16 protein-coding genes and 2 pseudogenes are annotated in these 17,924 nt (G+C 73.9%); 8 read left to right on the forward strand and 10 right to left on the reverse strand.

Annotated elements, in window-relative coordinates; translation table 11 throughout:
* Positions 1 to 49: 49 nt before the first annotated feature.
* The 3 genes from ACWIZO_RS19660 to ACWIZO_RS19670 all read left to right on the forward strand — a co-directional run bounded on the left by ACWIZO_RS19660 (position 50) and on the right by ACWIZO_RS19670 (position 1,623).
* Positions 50 to 472 (forward strand): DUF5709 domain-containing protein, encoded by a 423-nt coding sequence (locus ACWIZO_RS19660; protein WP_448639328.1) that lies wholly within the window; start codon positions 50 to 52, stop codon positions 470 to 472.
* 34 nt (positions 473 to 506) lie between these two features.
* The gene (locus tag ACWIZO_RS19665; RefSeq protein ID WP_448639329.1) at positions 507 to 803 is read left to right on the forward strand and encodes a DUF6510 family protein; all 297 of its coding nucleotides are present in this window, start codon (positions 507 to 509) and stop codon (positions 801 to 803) included.
* 214 nt (positions 804 to 1,017) lie between these two features.
* Entirely contained in the window at positions 1,018 to 1,623 is a 606-nt protein-coding gene (locus ACWIZO_RS19670) for a TetR/AcrR family transcriptional regulator (protein WP_448639330.1), read from the forward strand.
* Between the two features lie 190 nt (positions 1,624 to 1,813).
* Here the strand turns inward: ACWIZO_RS19670 and ACWIZO_RS19675 are convergent, their stop codons facing one another.
* Positions 1,814 to 4,582, reverse strand: coding sequence for a helix-turn-helix transcriptional regulator (locus ACWIZO_RS19675; protein WP_448639331.1), 2,769 nt, complete (start codon positions 4,580 to 4,582; stop codon positions 1,814 to 1,816).
* 272 nt (positions 4,583 to 4,854) lie between these two features.
* Here ACWIZO_RS19675 and ACWIZO_RS19680 point away from each other — a divergent pair, with 272 nt between their 5' ends.
* On the forward strand, positions 4,855 to 5,856 hold the full coding sequence (locus tag ACWIZO_RS19680; RefSeq protein WP_448639332.1) for a thioredoxin: 1,002 nt from the start codon (positions 4,855 to 4,857) through the stop codon (positions 5,854 to 5,856).
* A gap of 422 nt (positions 5,857 to 6,278) precedes the next feature.
* Here ACWIZO_RS19680 and ACWIZO_RS19685 read toward each other — a convergent pair whose 3' ends face one another.
* Positions 6,279 to 7,532, reverse strand: a complete 1,254-nt coding sequence (locus ACWIZO_RS19685; protein ID WP_448639333.1) for an epoxide hydrolase family protein — start codon at positions 7,530 to 7,532, stop codon at positions 6,279 to 6,281.
* A 320-nt stretch (positions 7,533 to 7,852) separates the two neighbouring features.
* Here ACWIZO_RS19685 and ACWIZO_RS19690 point away from each other — a divergent pair, with 320 nt between their 5' ends.
* The 3 genes from ACWIZO_RS19690 to ACWIZO_RS19700 all read left to right on the forward strand — a co-directional run bounded on the left by ACWIZO_RS19690 (position 7,853) and on the right by ACWIZO_RS19700 (position 10,158).
* The gene (locus tag ACWIZO_RS19690; RefSeq protein ID WP_448639334.1) at positions 7,853 to 9,124 is read left to right on the forward strand and encodes an epoxide hydrolase family protein; all 1,272 of its coding nucleotides are present in this window, start codon (positions 7,853 to 7,855) and stop codon (positions 9,122 to 9,124) included.
* Positions 9,121 to 9,513: a cupin domain-containing protein gene (locus ACWIZO_RS19695; protein WP_448639335.1), complete on the forward strand. Its 393-nt coding sequence runs from the start codon at positions 9,121 to 9,123 to the stop codon at positions 9,511 to 9,513. Before ACWIZO_RS19690 ends, ACWIZO_RS19695 begins: the two co-directional genes overlap by 4 nt.
* A gap of 213 nt (positions 9,514 to 9,726) precedes the next feature.
* Positions 9,727 to 10,158 (forward strand): DUF302 domain-containing protein, encoded by a 432-nt coding sequence (locus ACWIZO_RS19700; protein ID WP_448639336.1) that lies wholly within the window; start codon positions 9,727 to 9,729, stop codon positions 10,156 to 10,158.
* A 195-nt stretch (positions 10,159 to 10,353) separates the two neighbouring features.
* On the opposite strand, the gene ACWIZO_RS19705 is transcribed toward ACWIZO_RS19700, so the two are convergent.
* Positions 10,354 to 11,073 carry a hypothetical protein gene (locus tag ACWIZO_RS19705; protein ID WP_448639337.1) on the reverse strand — a complete coding sequence of 240 codons (720 nt, stop codon included), beginning with the start codon at positions 11,071 to 11,073 and terminating at the stop codon, positions 10,354 to 10,356.
* A gap of 94 nt (positions 11,074 to 11,167) precedes the next feature.
* A complete protein-coding gene (locus tag ACWIZO_RS19710) occupies positions 11,168 to 11,833 on the reverse strand; it encodes a DUF6875 domain-containing protein (protein ID WP_448639338.1) in 666 nt (221 codons plus the stop codon).
* Between the two features lie 266 nt (positions 11,834 to 12,099).
* On the opposite strand from ACWIZO_RS19710, the gene ACWIZO_RS19715 reads away from it, so the two are divergent.
* Complete coding sequence (locus ACWIZO_RS19715; protein ID WP_448639339.1) at positions 12,100 to 12,714, forward strand: hypothetical protein; 615 nt, start codon at positions 12,100 to 12,102, stop codon at positions 12,712 to 12,714.
* A gap of 86 nt (positions 12,715 to 12,800) precedes the next feature.
* Here ACWIZO_RS19715 and ACWIZO_RS19720 read toward each other — a convergent pair.
* The 6 genes and pseudogenes from ACWIZO_RS19720 to ACWIZO_RS19745 all read right to left on the reverse strand — a co-directional run.
* A pseudogene (locus tag ACWIZO_RS19720) lies at positions 12,801 to 12,887 on the reverse strand (helix-turn-helix domain-containing protein); the annotation flags it as partial.
* Positions 12,888 to 12,958: 71 nt separating this feature from the next.
* Positions 12,959 to 13,138, reverse strand: a pseudogene (locus ACWIZO_RS19725) (hypothetical protein); the annotation flags it as partial.
* Positions 13,139 to 13,219: 81 nt separating this feature from the next.
* Complete coding sequence (locus ACWIZO_RS19730; RefSeq protein WP_448642973.1) at positions 13,220 to 14,236, reverse strand: cellulase family glycosylhydrolase; 1,017 nt, start codon at positions 14,234 to 14,236, stop codon at positions 13,220 to 13,222.
* Positions 14,237 to 14,272: 36 nt separating this feature from the next.
* Positions 14,273 to 15,097 carry a transposase family protein gene (locus ACWIZO_RS19735; RefSeq protein ID WP_448642974.1) on the reverse strand — a complete coding sequence of 275 codons (825 nt, stop codon included), beginning with the start codon at positions 15,095 to 15,097 and terminating at the stop codon, positions 14,273 to 14,275.
* A gap of 136 nt (positions 15,098 to 15,233) precedes the next feature.
* On the reverse strand, positions 15,234 to 15,371 hold the full coding sequence (locus ACWIZO_RS19740) for a hypothetical protein (RefSeq protein WP_448639340.1): 138 nt from the start codon (positions 15,369 to 15,371) through the stop codon (positions 15,234 to 15,236).
* 1,078 nt (positions 15,372 to 16,449) lie between these two features.
* On the reverse strand, positions 16,450 to 17,754 hold the full coding sequence (locus ACWIZO_RS19745; protein WP_448639341.1) for an MFS transporter: 1,305 nt from the start codon (positions 17,752 to 17,754) through the stop codon (positions 16,450 to 16,452).
* Between the last annotated feature and the right edge of the window lie 170 nt (positions 17,755 to 17,924).

Raw genomic sequence — 17,924 nt, forward strand, 5'->3', positions numbered from 1 at the left:
AACCCGTTCCTCTTCGGCTCCGACGGGACCGATCCGGAGGAGGGGTCCGGTGTCCTGCAGCCGCAGGACACCCTCGAGGACCTCGACGGCATCGGCGACGTGCTCGACACGGGGTGGTCCCCGGCCGAGCGTCCCTGGGCGGTCACCGACTGGGGGACGACGGAGCGGGAGGAGCTCGCCGGCGAGGGCCTCGCCGGGAGGCTGTCCAGGGAGCTTCCCGGAGCGGGAGCAGCCCGACGGCGACGGGCTGGGGGACGCCTCCGACACCGACGGCGAGCTGATCGACCGGGAGGTCGGCTGGGCGCGGGCCGGCCGGCTCCTCGAGCCGCCCGGGACATGGGGCGACGCGGAGCCCGAACTGCACGGGCGCGACGTCGGGATCGACTCCGGCGCCGCGTCCGCCGAGGAGGCAGCGGTGCACCTCGTCCCCGAGGACGGCGACGACCGGTCGTCCGGCTGGACCGACCGGTGACCTGCCGGGCTGCGCGATCGATCGGAGGGGTGTCATGACCGAGGCCACGGAGGCGGCCGGCCGCCGCCTGGACGGCAACGCGGCGGCCGGAGTGCTGAGCGAGGTCCTGGCGGTCGACGCGACCACGGCGGTCGTCACCTGTGCCCACTGCGGGAACCCCGCCGCGCTCGGCGCCCACCTCGTGTACGCGGACGCCCCCGCGCTGGTGCTGCGGTGCCCCGGGTGCATGCAGGTGGTCCTGCGGTGCGCCTCCGACGCCGCCGGGGTGCGGCTGGAGATGACCGGCGTCCGGCTCCTGCGGACGCCGCCGGGCGCCTCCCTCGCCCCGTAGCGGCGCCCGGAGCACCTGCACGCGAGCGCCGGTCGGCCGTCCCGCCGTGGCCGGGCGCGGCAGCCGGACACCGTCTCGCCGCCGGGCCCGGCGGACGGGTCGGTCGGTCGCGCGACGGGCCCGGACGGGGGACGGGGCGGGTGGGCCACCGGCAGCGGTGCCACACTCCACCGCGCTCGCGATCGGCGCGGCGACGGGTGCGGATGGAGGCGGCATGGCCCCGAGCGGCCGCGACGGCGGCGGCGGGTCACGGGAGCAGCGACGCTCCCGGATCGAGGAGGTCGCACTGGAGCTCTTCCGGGCCAGGGGGTTCGACCAGGTCACCGTGGAGGACGTCTGCGCGGAGGCAGGTGTCGCCCCCGCGACCTTCTACCGCTGGTTCGGGACGAAGGAGGAGGTCGTCTTCGCCTACCAGGAGGACTTCACCGCGGCACTGGGCAGGGCGCTCGAGGCCGGCGCGGCGGCGAGCGAGCCCGCCCGCCTGTCCGTCGTCCTCGAGGAGTTCGCCTCCTTCCTCGAGTCGCAGCAGGACCTGCTCGCGGTGCGGGACCAGATCGTCCTGGGGCAGCCGCGGCTCATGCAGCGCACCCTGGTCGTGCAGCGGGACCTCGAGGCGGTGCTGGCGCGCGGACTGGCGGCGATGCGCGGCTCGCGCGAACCGGACGCGGCCGCCCTGCTGCAGGCCGGTGTGGGCATCGTCGTCCTGCGTGTGGCCGTGCGCTCCTGGCGGGAGGCGGGCGGGGGCTCGCTGCTGGAGGGCGTCCGGCGGGCGCTGGCGGGGCTGCGGGCGTTCGCGGCCGAGGCGGCCCCGCCGGGGTAGCGGGCCGGGGGAGCGGCCCTGGGCGCTGCCTCGGCCGCCTCCTACCGGCCGAGGTGCTCCTCCGCCTCCCGGAGCAGCCGCCCGGAGCAGCCGGGTCGGCCCGTCGACGTCCCTGGCGTCCTCCTCGGTGGGGAGCGTGCCGCGGTCCCGGCCGGGCCGGCACCGGGCGCCGGCCGGGGTGGTCCGGACGTCACGGGACGGCGTGGTCGCCGTCCTGCAGCGTCCGGCGCAGCTCCCGGCGACTGCTCACGCCCCGCTTGGTGAAGACCTTGCGGAGGTGCCACTCCACCGTCCGGGGGCTGATGAACAGCATCGCGCCGATCTCGGGGTTGGTGAACCCGCCGGCGGCGAGCCGGGCGATGTGGGCCTCCTGGGCGGTGAGCTCGGCGAAGGTCTCCACGCTGCGCCTGCGCGCGGTCTCACCCGTGGCGAGGAGCTCCCGGCGCGCCCGGTCGGCGAAGCCGCAGACCCCCAGGGCGACCAGCTCGTCGTGGGCCGTCCGCAACTGCGCGCGGGCGTCGACCCGGCGACCGGCCCGCCGCAGCCACTCCCCGTACAGGAGCCGGGCGCGGGCGACCTCGACCCGGATGCGGGTGCGGCCGAGTCGCTCGATGCCCTCCCGGTGGAGCTGCTCGGCGGCGTCGCCCGTCGCCAGCAGGGCGCGCCGGCTCGCCTCGGTGCCGAGGGCCCAGTCGGTGCCGCTGGCCCGGGTCAGCGCGGACAGCTGCTCCAGTGCGGCCGCGGCGACCTCCGTGTCGCCCCAGCGGGCACCGGCCTCGACGAGCTCCGCGAGCGCCCACCTCGGCGGCCCCAGCCCGAGCGGGTCGGCCGATGCCTCCCTCGCCGCCCGCAGGGCGTCGCCGTAGCGGCCCAGCCCGTTGTAGAGGACCGATCGGCCCCACTGCACCGTGGTCACGCCGACGCCCTCCCCGCGGGCGACGACGTCGGCCAGGCAGCTGCGGAACAGCCGCTCGGCCCGCTCGGCCTCCCCCCGCAGGGCGAGCAGGGCGACCGCGCCGTAGGGCGCCAGGCTGCCGGTCGTTCCGTCGGTCACCGACCCGGCCTCCTGGACGGAGGCCTCGGCGGAGGCCAGGTCGCCGGTGAGGACCAGCACGGTCGCACGGGTGTCCAGCGCGAGGGGCAGCGCGCTCAGGGCGCCCGCCCCGCGGGTCTCCTCCAGGTGCCGGCGGGTGAGGACGTCCCAGCCCTCGTCGTCCCAGAGCGACGCCGCCGTGGCCGCGGCGAGCCAGGCGTACCGCAGGCCCTCGTCGACGGTCAGGTCCTCGGTGACGAACGCGCGCACCGCCCGCCGCAGGAGCGGCACGGCCGGCGCGTACCCCTCGGTGCACAGGACGGCGAGGCCGTCCAGCAGGACGTCGTCCTTGCGCGGGGCGTCCGGCCGGGGGGCCGCCCGCACGACCTCGGCCACCTCGCGGGCGGTCGGCCCGGCGGCGAGCCGCCCGGCGGACAGCGCGGCGGACAGCGCGTCGAGGTAGGTGTCCCGGGCCGCCGTGGGGTCCAGTGGTTCGAGCCGGCGGGCCGCGGCGAGCAGCAGGGAGGGCGCCTCGGTGCCGCGGTCGGCGACGAACGCGAGCTGCGCCTGTAGCAGGTCCGCCCGCGCCCGCTCGGCCGCGGCGAGCGGGCCGGTCCGCGCCGTGGTGAGCAGCGCCGCCGCGTCGTCGAGCTGACCGGCGTGCAGCTTGGCCTGTGCGGCGTCGAGGGAGCGGCGCACGCGCCGCCCCGGGTCAGGGGTCAGCGAGGTGGCCTGCTCCAGGAAGGCGGCCGCCGCGGCCCACCCCCCGTGCGCCAGGGCACGTCCGGCGGAGCGCTCCAGCTCGGCGGCGACCTCCTCGTCCGGGCCCACGACGGACCGGGACCGGTGCCAGGCCCGGCGGTCGGCGTCGACGTCGGGATCGGTGGCCTCGGCGAGCGCGCCGTGCACGCCCCGCCGCTCCGCCGGCGTGGCCGACCGGTAGACGGCCGAGCGGACCAGCGGATGGCGGAACCGCACCCACTCGCCGAGCTCGATCAGGCCGGCCGCCTCGGCCGGCCGGGCCGCGTCGAACGCGATGCCGAGCCGCTCGGTAGCCCGCCGCAGCAGGGCCAGGTCGCCGACCGGTTCCGCGGCCGCGGTGAGGAGCAGCCACCGGGAGGACGCCGGCAGGGGAGCCGCCTGGCGCAGGAACCCCTGCTCGAGGCGGTGGACCAGCGGCGTCGTCGGACCACCGGTGGCGCCCCCGAACACCACCTCCGCTCTGGTCAGCCCTCCGGGGAGCTCCCGGAGGGCCAGCGGGTTGCCGTGTGCCTCGGCGAGGATGCGGTCCTGGACCCGGAGGTCGAGGGTCCCGGTGACGGCCGACCGGAGCAGGGCCGCCGCGTCGCGCGAGCGCAGGCCGCCGACCGTGCACACCGGGAACCCGGCCAGCAGCGGAGCGTCGTCGGTCTCCCGGACGGCGACCACGACGGCCACCGGCTCGGCTCCCAGGCGGCGGGCGACGAACTCCAGCGTCTGCACCGTCTCACGGTCGAGCCACTGGGCGTCGTCCACGACGCAGACCAGCGGCCGCTCCTGCGCCACCTCGGCGAGGAGGGTGAGCACGGCCAGGCCGACGAGGAAGCGGTCCGGTGCGGTGCCCGAGCGGAGCATGAACGCGGTGGCCAGGGCCTCCTGCTGGGGTCCGGGCAGCGCACCCAGCCGGTCCAGGAAGGGACCGCACAGCTGGTGGAGGCCCGCGAAGGGGAGCTCCGTCTCCGACTCCACGCCCGCAGCACGCGCGATCGTGCAGCCCGCTGCCCGGGCCACGACGAAGTCGAGGAGCGCGGTCTTGCCGATGCCCGCCTCGCCGCGCAGGACGAGCACCTGGCCGCGCCCGGCCCGGGCCGCCGCGACCGTGCCGGTGAGCAGCTCGCACTCGCTGCGCCGCCCCAGCAGGCCCGGCCACGTCGCCGTACCCGACATGCGCACCGCCTCCCTGGGGACGGGCCCGGCGCGACCGGCCGGACCGGGGGACCCCGGGGCGGTGACGCTAGGTGCGGGTGCGGTCGGGCACATGCGTCATTCGACTCCGATGGGCGGTCGAGGCTCCGGTGGCGGTCCCGGCCAGCGGCCGGGACCGGGCCGGCCGGCCCGGGAGGGGCGGGGGAGACCAGGGCATCCGACGGGCGCGACCGGTGCCGCGGACCTGCAGCCTCCCTCCGTCAGCTCGACGCCCAGCCCCCGGAGGTCCCGGCATGTCCGTGTTCGACCGCCTGCGTGTGCACCTGCCCCCGTTCGACGGGGCCACCGCGTGGATCAACTCCGAGCCGCTGGACCCCGAGGGCCTCCGCGGATCGGTCGTCCTCGTCGACTTCTGGACGCTGACCTGCATCAACTGGCTGCGCACGGTGCCCTGGATCCGGGCCTGGTCGCGGGCCTACCGCGACGACGGCCTGGTCGTGGTCGGCGTCCACACGCCCGAGTTCTCCTTCGAGCACGACCTGGACCTGGTGCGCCAGGCGACACAGGCGCGGGGCATCGACCACCCCGTCGTCGTCGACAACGGCTACGCCGTCTGGAGCGCCTTCGACAACCACTACTGGCCGGCGCTGTACTTCGTCGACCGGGACGGCGTCATCCGCGACGAACACTTCGGCGAGGGACGCTACGAGGAGTCCGAGCGGGTCCTCCAGCGGCTCCTCGGGGTGCAGCGGACACCGGTCGCCGTCGAGGGGCAGGGTGTCGAGGGGCACGGTGTCGAGGGGCACGGTGTCGAGGGGCACGGTGTCGAGGGGCAGGGTGTGGAGCAGGAGGCCGACTGGTCCTCCCTGCGCACGCCGGAGACCTACCTGGGTTCCGGGCGCGGCGCGGCTCCCGCCGTGCCGGTGGACGGCATCCACCGGCTGCCGCAACGGCTGCGACCCGGCTCCTGGGCGCTGCAGGGCCGCTGGGCGGTCGACGCCGAGAGGGTCACGCTGCGGGAGCCCGGCGGCAGCATCGCGCTCCGGTTCTCCGCGCGCGACGCCCACCTCGTGCTCGCCGGCGCCGGTCGGGCGCCGATCCCCTTCACCGTGCGCCTCGACGGCGCGGCGCCCGGCTCGGCGCACGGGGTCGACGTCGACGAGCGGGGCGACGGCGTGCTCCGGGAGGGGCGCCTGTACCAGCTCGTCCGGCAGCGCGACGGCGTCCGTGAGCGACAGCTGGAGATCACCTTCTCCGAACCCGGCGCCGAGGCCTACTGCTTCACCTTCGGATAGCCGCGGGACCGGGTGCCGCGGGACCGGGCCGGCTCTGCGGCCGGCTCTGCGGCCGGGTCTGCGGCCGGCTCTGCGGCCGGGGAGGCGCTCGGTGACCTCCTGCAGCACGCAGCCGTCGCCGTCCGGGTCGTCGCCGTCCGGGTCGTCGCCGTCCGGGTCGTTGCCGTCCGGATCGGGGAAGACGGCGGGCGTCCGGTAGCTGCGGCCGTCGGGGTCGCGGCCGGACTGCCGGACGCCGGGATCGTCGGGGTGGGAGCGCCCGGCTGAGCCGTGGGAGACCTCGCCGTGGAAGACGTCGCTCCCGGGCGCACCGCACTCGAGCTCGGCCCGGGCGCCCCCCCGCGAGGGTGTGAGCGGCCGCGCGCGGCCGGCAGGGAGGCCCCGGCCGCGCCGCGGCGCACGGCGTCCGGCGGTGCGGGCGGTCAGCGACGCGGTTCGGGGATCCGCGGCCGGCGCTGGGACCGGAACGCGGCCCGGACCTCGCTGGTGAACAGCTCGGGTTCCTCCCAGGCGGCGAAGTGCCCGCCCCGCTCGACCTCGGAGAAGTAGCCGAGCGTGGGGTAGCTCTGCTCGGCCCAGGTGCGCGGCGTGCGCCAGATCTCGCCCGGGAACGTGGTGAACCCGGCCGGGACCGTGACGGGCGGAGGGGTCTGGCCGGCGGCGGCCGCGGCCGCGGGGGCGTCGGGGCCGTAGCTCTCCCAGTACGAGCGGGCCGCCGACGCCCCGGTGCCGGTCAGCCAGTACACCGTGATGTTGTCGAGGACGTGGTCGCGGGTCAGGTTGCCCACCGGCTGCCCGTCCACGAAGGCGCGGGACATCTTGTAGTAGGAGTCCGTGTCGTGGTCGAGCATCCAGGCGGCCAGGGCCACGGGGGAGTCCAGCAGGCCGTAGCCGATCGTCTGCGGCCGGGTGGCCTGCTCGAGGAAGTAGGCGAAGCCGCTCGACCGGAACGTGCCGATCGCCTCCAGGGCCGCGCGCTCCGCGTCCGTGTCGCCGGGCAGCGAGCTGCCGAGCGCGGTCACGAGCAGGTTCAGGTGGATCGCGAGCAGCCCCTCGGGCGCCTGGCGGCCCAGGGCGTCGGTCACGCCGGCACCCACGTCGCCGCCCTGGGCGACGTAGCGGGTGTAGCCGAGGCGGCGCATCAGCTCCGCCCAGGCCCGCGCGACCCGGCCGACGTCCCACCCGACCTCCCGCGGCTCGGCCGAGAAGCCGTACCCGGGGAGGGAGGGCAGCACCAGGTGGAAGGCGTCCTCGGCCCGCCCACCGTGCGCGGTGGGATCGGTGAGCGGGCCGATGGTCTCCAGCAGCTCGACGACCGAGCCGGGCCAGCCGTGCGTCATGACCAGCGGCAGGGCGTCCTCGTGGGGGGACCGCACGTGCAGGAAGTGCACGTCCACGCCGTCGATCTCGGTCGTGAACTGCGGGAAGGCGTTGAGCCTCGCCTCGCAGCGGCGCCAGTCGTAGCCGTCCACCCAGTACCGGGCGAGCGCCTGCACGGTCGCCAGCTGCACCCCCTGCGACCGGTCGGCCACCAGCTCCTGCGTCGGCCAGCGCGTCGCCGCGACGCGCCGGCGCAGGTCGGTCAGCGCCTCCTCCGGTACGTCGATCCGGAAGGGGCGGACGGCGGTGCCGCGCTCGTCGGCGGCGGTCGTCGTCGGGGCGGTCGACGCGGACATCGGTGCCTCCTGGCACTCGGGCGCTCGCCGTCGGCGAACGGTCGGGAGGGGACTGCGGGAGGACGACCCTCGCCGGGCCCGGCCGCCCTTCGCACCAGGGACACCCACGGGCGGGGTGCCTGGCCGCCGTCCCGGGGTGGTCGAGCCCCGCTGCCGCGACCTGGCCGTCCCCGGGGACCAGGGTGGGCACCAGGGAGAAGCACGGGGGCGACGAGCGCGTCCCGCGGCCAGCGTGGGCACGCGTCGCGGAGCTCCCCTCGCCGGCCCGACCGGGGACGGACACCGCTGCTCGGCCGCCCCGAGACCGCCAGGAGGACCGGATGTCCGCGCCCACCGCCCCGGCCCCGCCGTCCGTCGCATCCGACGACCGCCGGGCGATCCGCCCGTTCCGCTTCGAGGCATCGGAGGAGGCACTGGCGGACCTGCGCAGACGGCTGGAGGCGACGGTCTGGCCGGAGCGCGAGACGGTCGGGGACACCTCGCAGGGCGTGCCCCTGGAGCTGGTGCAGGAGCTGACGCGCTACTGGGCCGGCGGCTACGACTGGCGCCGGTGCGAGGCCCGGCTGCACGCGCTGCCCCAGTTCGTCACCGAGATCGACGGGCTGGACATCCACTTCATCCACGTCCGCTCGCGGCACGAGGACGCCCTGCCACTGATCGTCAACCACGGGTGGCCGGGGTCGGTCATCGAGCAGCTGAAGATCATCGAGCCGCTGGTGGACCCGACGGCGCACGGCGGCAGCGCGGCCGACGCCTTCCACGTCGTCATCCCCTCGATGCCCGGGTACGGGTTCTCCGGCAAGCCGACGAGCACCGGCTGGGGCCCCGAGCGCATGGGCCGCGCCTGGGACGAGCTCATGGGCCGGCTGGGGTACACCGGCTACGTCGCCCAGGGCGGGGACTGGGGCGCCTTCGTCGTCGACCTCATGGGGGTGCGGCGGCCACCGGGACTGCTCGGGATCCACACCAACTACGCCGGCAGCGTGCCCACCGACGTCTACCGGGCCCTGCTGACCGGAGAGCCCCCGCCCTCCGGGCTCTCGGCCGGGGAACGGCGCGCGTACGAGCAGCTGGCCACGACCCTGACGCGCGTGGCCTACGCCAAGTACATGGCGGCGCGTCCGCAGACCCTGTACGGCATCGCGGACTCACCGGTCGGCCTGGCCGCCTGGCTGCTCGACCACGACGACGCCGGTGGCCAGCCCGCCGCAGCGGTCGTGGAGGCCGTGCGCCGGACGACGACCACCACCGGCGAGCTCACGCGCGACGACCTCCTCGACAACATCACGCTCTACTGGCTGACCGGTACGGGCGTCTCCGCGTCCCGGCTGTACTGGGAGTACCGGGGCGGTTTCTGGGACGCCAAGGGCGTCTCCGTCCCCGCGGCGGTGAGCGTCTTCCCCGGCGAGGCGTACCAGGCCCCCCGGAGCTGGGTCGAGCGGGCCTATCCGCAGCTCGTCCACTTCAACGAGCTGGACAGGGGCGGGCACTTCGCGGCCTGGGAGCAGCCGCAGCTGTTCGCCGAGGAACTGCGCGCCGGCTTCCGGTCGATGCGCGCAGCCCCGGTCCCCGCACCGCGTGGCCGGTCGTGACCGCCGGAGCCGCTACCGGCGTGCAGCCGCCGGACGCCCTCGCGGGGACCCTGCGGCGCACCGAGCTGCAGCGCAGCCGGTTCTCCGTGCCGGGGCGGGAGATCGTCCAGGTCCTGACGGAGATCCCGGAGGGCGTCGAGTCCGGCTGGCACACGCACCCGGGCGAGGAGGTCGGCTCCATCGCGGCGGGGACGGTGGAGGTGCTCGTCGCCGGCCGCCCCCCGCGGACGCTGCACGCCGGTGAGGGCTTCCTCGTCCCACCCGGCACCCCGCACAACGCCCGCGACCTCGGTCCGGGGACCGGCCGGATGCTGTCGACCTACCTGGTGGAGATCGGCGAGCCGCTGGTCACGCTGGTGCCCCCGGAGCGGGACGGCGGAGCCGGATGACCCGTGCCCGCAGCCGCCCCCTGCGGCCGGGCCGGGCCGACACCACGCACAGCAGTGCTCGGCGCCGGACCGCATCGTCGTCCACCGACCCGCAGGGAGCCGACGTGAAGCCCACCATCCTCCTCCACGGCGCCTCGGACGTGGTCGGCACGTCCCACCCGGCCGAGACGGTGCAGGTCATCGGCGAGGCCGCCACGGCAGGCGCACCGGTCGGTGCCTGACCACCGCGCCGCGACGGAGTTCCCCGCGTCCGACGGGCTCCGGGTCCGTGCGGTCCCCGGGGAGGTCGCCTCGGTCGTGGAGCGGCTGACCCGGGCGTTACGGAGGCGAGGGGTCGAGCTCTTCGCGACCATCGACCACGCGGCGGGAGCCCGCGCGGCGGGGCTCGACTTGGACGACGAGGTCCTCCTCGTGCTCGGGGACCCGGCGGTCGGGACGCCGCTCATGCAGGCCGACCCGCGGTGCGGGCTCGACCTCCCCCTGCGGGTCCTCGTGTGGTCCGACGGCGCGGTCACGTGGCTGGCGTTCCAGGACCCCGCCCTGCTGGCCGAGCGGTACGCGGTGGGATCCGGGCGACCGACGGTGGACAGGATGCGTGGGCTGCTCGAGGGGCTGGCCGACGAGCTCGGCGCACCCCTGCGCTGAGGACCCCGTCGGCTCCGGGCCGCGGGCCGCCCTGCGCCCAGGGAACCGGGCGAGCGCGCCGTCCCCTCGGTCCGATCGCCGACCCGGGGACGGTGCGGGTGCTGGTGAGCCGGCAGGTCACGGCAGCCGGTCCTCGCCGTCCAGCAGGCGGTCAGCCCGTGTCCCCGGGCACGCGCTCGACCGACGTCCGGGGCGTCACGGCCGGCCCTGTGGACCGAAGACAGCGCCCCAGACCTGTATCGCCGGCAGCGTCCCCTCGCCGGTGCGGTACCGCAGGTGGCGGAGCTGCATCTGCACGGGCTCACCGCCGGCGACCTCGTGGCACGGCAGGTGCATCGCGAACGGGCGGTCGAAGTCGCTGGTCGCCGCGTTGACGATGGCGAACCACCCCGGCGTGGTGTCCCCCGGGACGGGCTGGACGATCCACACCGTCGTGCCCGGGACGTCGCACGGCTGCAGCGTGAGCCCCTCGCCCTGGACGACGCGCGCCACGCCCACGCACATGCCCGTCTCGACCCCGAACGGCGCGTACTCCTGCTGCACGGCGTTCAAGGGGCCGTAGTGGGCGTTCGCCTCGGCGGACACCATCCCGTCCGCGTAGAAGTCGGCGACCGTGCCCCCGCCCGTGGCCGTGCCGGGTCGGAAGTCCTCCGCCGGGTCGGTGCCGCTGACCGGCGCCAGGCCGACCGGCTGCCCGGGTCGCGCCGCGCCTCCGTCGAGGACGGCCTCGACGAAGCCGACGTCGGCGTAGGTGCCCAGTGCGCTGCTGAAGACGGAGATGCAGCCCGGGCCGCACTCGGCGGTGGCCGCGTCCGCGGGAGGGGCCACCGCGCTCACGGCGCCGGCCACCGCCACCGTCGCCGCGGCGGCCAGCACCCTCCTGCGTGACGGCACCGGGGTCGACCGTGGGGTCATGACGAGCTCCTCTCGCACAGCCCGGCGGACCGCTCGGTGACGGCGGGGAACGTCCTGGGCGGGACGGCGCGACGCATCTGCGGCGAGGCGCCGGTCATCCGGGGGTCACGCGCCACGGCAGGCGGCGCAGTTCCCCGGCGAGGGCGTGGACGGCGGACTCCCCGAAGCGACGCGCGTACAGGGGGAACCAGGTCTCGTCGTCCAGGAAGAACTCCCAGTCCTCCACGACCCCGTGCCGCACGAACACGAACGGCACGGGCGATCGGAACGGCCGGAAACGGGAGTTGTGGATCGCGGGCCCGTCGTGACCGTCGTAGAACGGCCCGAACACGATCCCGTCCTCCACGTACGACGGGACGGCGATCCGCTGCAGGACGTCGGCGAAGAGCTCGCGTGCACGATCCGCGGACAGGTCCGTGAAGACGACGATGATCGCCGCGTGGCCGGCGTCCTCGCCGCCGGCGGGCTGAGCCTCCAGGAACCGCCTGCGATAGCCCGTCATGAGCTCGACGACGTCCGGCACGGTCGCGTCGCCGATCCGCTCGGGAGCGAACCAGAGCGTGCGTCGCTCCAGGGCCCCCGGCACGAAGGGACAGACGGGCCCGGCGCGGCCGAGGTCCTGGTGGGGCTCGACCACGAAACTCCTGACCCAATTCGCCACCGCGCGCAGTGCATTCAGGTCGCTCCCCGCGAGCCCGGTGGTCCGGTCGACGTCGTCGAGCTCGTCGGCGAGGAGGAGACCGGCGGTCCGTGTGGGCATGGGTTCTCCTCCTGGGGAGCCGTGGGTGGGACGCCTCCCGGTCGGGGGCGCCACGAAGAGTGGTCGCCACCGGTGCCCGTCGCACCCGGGGAAGGCCCCGGCGCACTCCCTGGCTGCCCCCGGGGGGTCCCCTCGGGACGGCGGGGCCGGGGGCCCCGCTGCGGAGGCCGGCGACACGCCTGCCCTCACCGGACTGCCGCGCCGGGAGCCCGCCACCGGAGCCCGGTCCGCGGCTAGCGTGGGACGCAGCCGTTCGGGGGATCGCCATGCGGGGGATCGCCATGCGGGGGATCGCCATGCGCCGCACCGTCCTGCTCGCTGCCTGCCTCACCGTGCTCGCCGGTTGCGGGCCCGCAGGCGATGGCGCCGCGCCAGGCGAGGCCGTCGGCACCAGCACCCTGGCGCCCGTCGCGGACGTGGGGGATACCGTTCCGTTCACCGATCAGGTGGGCGGCGCGGCCACGATCACCCTCGACGGGGTCCGCCGCAGCCATGGGGCGGACAGTTCCCGGCTCGTCGTCGACGTCGACGTCACCGCCGCCGGCGACGCCGTGTCCGTGGACCCGCTGCGCTTGCGAGCGCAGACCGTCGCGGGTGCCACCGTCGACCCCGGGGACGGCGCGATCGGTCGTCCGGTGGAGGACGGGGTCGCCTTCGACGTCCCGGAGGGCGAGGTCCTGATCTCCTACCTCGACCCGGACGGGGAGGTCCTGGCGGCGTTCCGGATCGACCCGGCGAGTCAGGTGCCCGCGGACGACGAGGTCGACTACCCGCCCTTCAGTTGCGACATGGGCGTGGACGGCATCCCGGTCTGCGAGGGCGACGTCCCCGACTCGGTCGGCGTCTACCGGACGCCCGACGGCGTCCTGGTCGGCGACTGACAGTGCTGCCGGGTAGGCGGTCCGGCTCTCCCGTCGCAGCACGGCGCCCCTCCGTCGGCAGCCCGGCGGGCGAGGAGAGGAGCTCCTCAGGTGATCCCGAACTCGCGCATCTTGCGATAAAGCGTGTTGCGCCCGATACCCAGCGCCTGCGCAGCCCGGCTCCGGTTGCCGCCAGCAGCGCGGAGGCCTCGGCCACGGCTGCCCTCTCCGCCGACTCCAGCAGCCCGACCGTCCGGCGGGAGGAACGGAGCTCGTCGGGCAGGTCGTCGGTCCCGACGGTCCCGCCCCCGGCGCGGCGCGCCAGGAGTCCGACGGTGTTGCGCAGCTCCGCGGGGTTGCCGGGCCAGTGCCACGACATCAGCAGCTCCCACACGGCCGGCGCGAACCGCGTCGCGGACTCTGGTGCCGGCAGCTCCGCGAGCATCGCGTGGACGAGCGCCGACTGGTTGCCAGCGCCGACCCGTGGCCGCAAGCCCGGGCGCCGAGCGTGCGCCCGCAGGGCCGCTCACACCGTGTTGGGCGTCAGGTGATTGTCGTACCACTTTGCCTTCAGCTGCGGGCCATCCTCACGGTCCTGCGTCGTAGGATCTTTGACCGTCAGGGTGAACGGATGGTCGTTGTCGTCCTCGGCGTCGTCCCATGGTGTCCAGCCGAGCCACACGTCGGCGTTGGCGTCCAGGTAGTCGAGCAGGCTGTCCAGCGCGCTCTGGCCCGACGGATCGGTCTTCTCGACGCCGAACTCCGAGAGGAACAACCGCTTGTTCTGCGCCATCGCCCAGGTGGTCACCACCTCCATCTGGTCGGCGTAGGTCGCGAATTCGGTGTTGCGGTATTCGTGCATGTCGAAGGCCAGATTGTTGACGCTCGTGTCCTGGATGGCCAGCGCCGCGATACTGTCCTTGGGGCCGCCCAGCGGGCACCAGACGTCGGTGTCCCAGTGTTCTACGTCTGATCCGTGGCTGTTGGGCACGAGGATCAGTTGGTCGGCCCCGGTGCCGCGGATGCCGTAGATGACCTGCTGCAGACAGGCGAACCAGATGTCCGAGGGGATCTTGTACTTCGTACACCAGTCATGGTCGGATGTACCCGAGGGATAGACCGGCGTGCCGTCCGGCTTCTTCTGCTCCTGATCGCACGGGAAGCGGTGCGGCTCGTTCATCAGCCCGAACACGACCCGGTTGTTGCCGAGGAACCGTTTCGCCAGTTTGGTCCAGACGTCGGCCAGAGCGGTCACGCCGAGCGTGCCATCACCGAAGACGTGTTGGGTGAACGCTCCCACGGGGGTGGGGTGGCCCGCGGCGTCGAACGCGTTGATGGCATAGCGGTTGTAGTTGTGCAGATCGACGATGACCAGAAAGCCCGCCGCGGTGGCCTGGGTGACGTACGTGGTGACTTGCTCGGCGTATCCGGGAATGCCGTCGACCGGGGTGTCGTCGAGCGGGCCCAGCAGCGTGTGCTGCACCCGTTCCCAGGCGATGGGGAGACGGATCGCGTTGAATCCCCTGTTGGCGTAGTAGGTCAGTGAGCCATTCCCAGTAACGGCTCCGCTGACCGTTGATCATGTGGTGCGGCCGTGTTCGTGGTGAAGCAGGACGAGGGCGGCGGCGGTGATCGCCCCGATCCGCCAGGGGCAGAGGCTGACCCGGCGCAGCGCCTTGAAGGTCGTCTTGAGTAGGGAGTTGCCGCGTTCGGCCGGGGCCCGGGTGGCCGCGTGCAGCAGGTTGACGGTGCGCTGGTCGGCGGTCAGCCGATGGCCGGTGCGGTGCTTGATCGGGGTGGTCAGCGCCCCACGTTCGCCCTCGTAACCCAGGTCGGCCAGGGCGGCATGCAGTTCGTCGGTCCACTCGGCCAGCAGCGGCAGCACCTCGGCGTGGGCGCGCAGCGCGGTGGTGTCGTGCTCGCGGCCCGGCCGCACGGAAGAGGTCCACAGCGGCCAGCCGTCCGGTGCGGCGATGACCTGGATGTTGCCGCCGTGTGCCGCGTGCTTGCCCGACCACCACAGGTCCACCCGTCGATCCGAGCGATCCGCCCGGGCGGTCGGACCCGGCGCCGAGCAGCGGTCGGTGCGGATTAGCGTCCCGTCCACCGTCACATGCGTATGGCCGGCGGCACGCGCGGCCAGCAGCGCGCCGCGCAGCCCGGGTGCGGCTGCGGCCAGGACGTCGATGCCCTCGTGCAGATACCGGTAGGCCGTGGAGCGGCCGATCCGGTTGTCGGCGGCCAACTGGGCCAGCCGGGTCCCGTCGACGAACCAGCGCAGCACCAGCACCGCCTGCCGGTAGCAGCCCAGCGCCCGGCGGCGACCTCGGGTACCGCGGCGACGCCGCTCGGCACTCAACAGGCCCGACACGAACAGCACTGTCTGCTCGGAGACCGGAAGCACGGCGGTGTAGCTGACAGGATCGGACACAGCAGGACCTCGGTGTGGGACATCCGTGAGAAGACGTCCCTCCTACCGAGGTCCTGCGCTTGTCCCGGTCACCTCGCCCCCCGGCGTGTCCCTGACCTGCCTGCCTCGGCTACTGGGAATGGCTCAGTTCCTGGGTCAGCCGCGGGCCCTCGGGCACCTCGTACCAGTCGATGGTCTGCCTGGACTTCCAGCCGTCCCACGCGGCCGGGTTCTCGGCGCCGGTCCGGTTGATCCCGCGGTATCTCACGCCACTGGGGTAGGTGCCCATGCTGTCGTGGCCTCCTCGGAGGGGGAGCCGATCCGCGAGCCGTCCCCCGTGTGCGGGCGGCTCCGGAATCAGGTCGAGCACAGTGCAGCGCTTACTGGCCTTCGGCAACAGCGACCGAAGAACAGCGGCACGGGATGAGCGCGTGCAGGTGCAGCGCGGTCAGCGTCGGCAGCGGCCGGTATCACCAGGGTGGAGCGAGTGATCACTCATCCCTGTCCTCCGCCGCCTCCGGAAGTGTGGCCTCGGCAGTGTCGGCCCATTTCGGTGATCGCGTCAATGTCTGTCGCGTCCACGCTGCTAGGCCAACTCGATCCTCATCTGTCCCTCGAAGGGCAGGTCGTCCGTGTGGACGCGGCGGACGTGGAAGTCCGTCACCTGGTGCATGAACTCCGTGTCTTGCGTTCGTGGTCCTTGATCCGCTTGAAAGGGTCCACATCCGTCGTCCTGCCGACGTAGAGGGCCAGGCCCTCCGCCCGGACGTCGTGGACGAAGCCGTGACGCGAGGTGTGGCTGTCATGTCGGCACGATGGCGAGTCGGGCCGCCGATGATCACCCCACGTCAGGGAGGGTACGTTCCGGCCGTCTCAACGGGACGGGATGGCGTCATCGACTGACGGCCGCGACGGATCACCGCCCCCGAGACGCTCTCGCACAGATCCCGGCGACCTCAGGTTGCTGCGCCACCGTTGTGGAGTTCAGCGGGGGCGACCACCACTCATGCCAGCTTGTGATGCCCTCGTACTCGGCGCTAATCATCCCAAGGTCGGTGATGACCTGTTCCAGCGCACACTCGTATGACACGACCTTGGCGGCCACTTGCTCGGTAGTCCGCTCGACGTGATCAACGCACTTGTCAGCGCGTTCGACTACGACCGCTCAAAAGTGTTTGAGTCAGGTGCACACCCGACCAAGAACAAGCAGATGGCAAGTCCGCCAACAAGGCGGCGACGCACGTTCGCACGGTGTGTCCCACCTTGCGCAGACACGGAGGTCGGATCGATCAGCGGGAGCGGGGAACCGGTCGCCGAGGACGCCGCCGTGGCCTCGTGGTCGATGCTCAGGCAGCGCGGTCACCGCTCCTCCCGGTGTTCGCGGTGGCCGGGTCGGCGTGCAGGTCGATCCGCGCGGTCTCCGGGGCCAGGAAGACGCAGACCGTCGTGAGGATGAGGACGACGACCACGTACAGGGAGACGGCCAGGGAGGTGTCGTAGCGATCGAGCAGGGCCACGGAGACGATGGGGGCCAGGGCTCCGCCCAGGATCCCGGCCAGCTGGTACCCCATCGAGGCGCCGGTGTAGCGGACCCGGGTCGGGAACAGTTCAGCGATGAAGGACGCCTGCGGGCCGTACATCGCGGCGTGGAAGAAGAGCGCGATCACCGTCGCGAGGACGATCAGCGCGAAGCGGCCGGTGTCCAGCAGGGCGAAGAACACGAAGACCCAAACCGCGGCGCCGACCGCGCCGAAGAGATAGACCGGCCGTCGTCCGAACCTGTCCGACAGGACACCGAACCAGGGGATCAGGAACACCTGCACCGCGGCGGCGATCAGGACCGCGTTGAGGGCGTAGGTGCTCGGCAGCTCCAGGTAGGTCGCCACGTACGTCGTGATGAACAAGATGAAGGTGTAGAACGCGACGTCGACCCCGACCCGCGCCCCGATGGCGAGCAGCACCCGCGACGGGTACCGGCGGAGGACGTCGACGATCGGCGCCTCCGCCTTGGCGTCGTGCTCCACGACCTCGCGGAACAGCGGACTCTCGGCGATCGTCAGCCGGATCCACAGCCCCACGAGGACCAGGGCACCGCTCAACAGGAACGGGATCCGCCACCCCCAGTCGACGAAGGCCGAGTCGGACGTGACTGCCCCCATCAGTGACAGCACCCCGTTGGCCAGGAGCAGCCCGATCGGCACCCCGACCTGGGGCCAGCTGGCGTTCAGCCCGCGCCGGTGCGCGGAGCCGGACTCGAGCGTCATCAGTACCGCGCCACCCCACTCCCCGCCGAGGCCCAGGCCCTGCAGGAAGCGCAGCGTCACCAGCAGGATCGGGGCCCACACACCGATCGACCCGTACGTGGGCAGCACACCGATCAGGAAGGTGCCGATGCCCATGATCAGCAACGTCACGACCAGCACGTTCTTGCGGCCGAGCTTGTCGCCGTAGTGGCCGAAGACCACCCCGCCCAGCGGGCGTGCCACGAAACCGACTGCGTATGTCGTGAACGCGAGCAGGGTGCCGACCAGCGGGGCGAACTCAGGGAAGAAGACCTGGTTGAACACCAGGGCGGCAGCCGTGCCGTAGATGAAGAAGTCGTACCACTCGAGCGAGGTACCCACCAGGCTCGCCACGATGACGCGACGCACGGATGAGGGCTGGGTGGACTCGGGAGGGCGTGACATCGAAGCTCCTCGTGACCGATTCCGGTCGGTTCTGATCCAGCACAGACCCGACCACGTCCCTGCGCAACAGGAGCCGACTCACGGCGTCGCGCCCAGGGGTGCGGTGCGCCGCAGAGCCGACCGTCCACCAGCAC

This window comes from Geodermatophilus sp. URMC 63 (assembly GCF_053502565.1).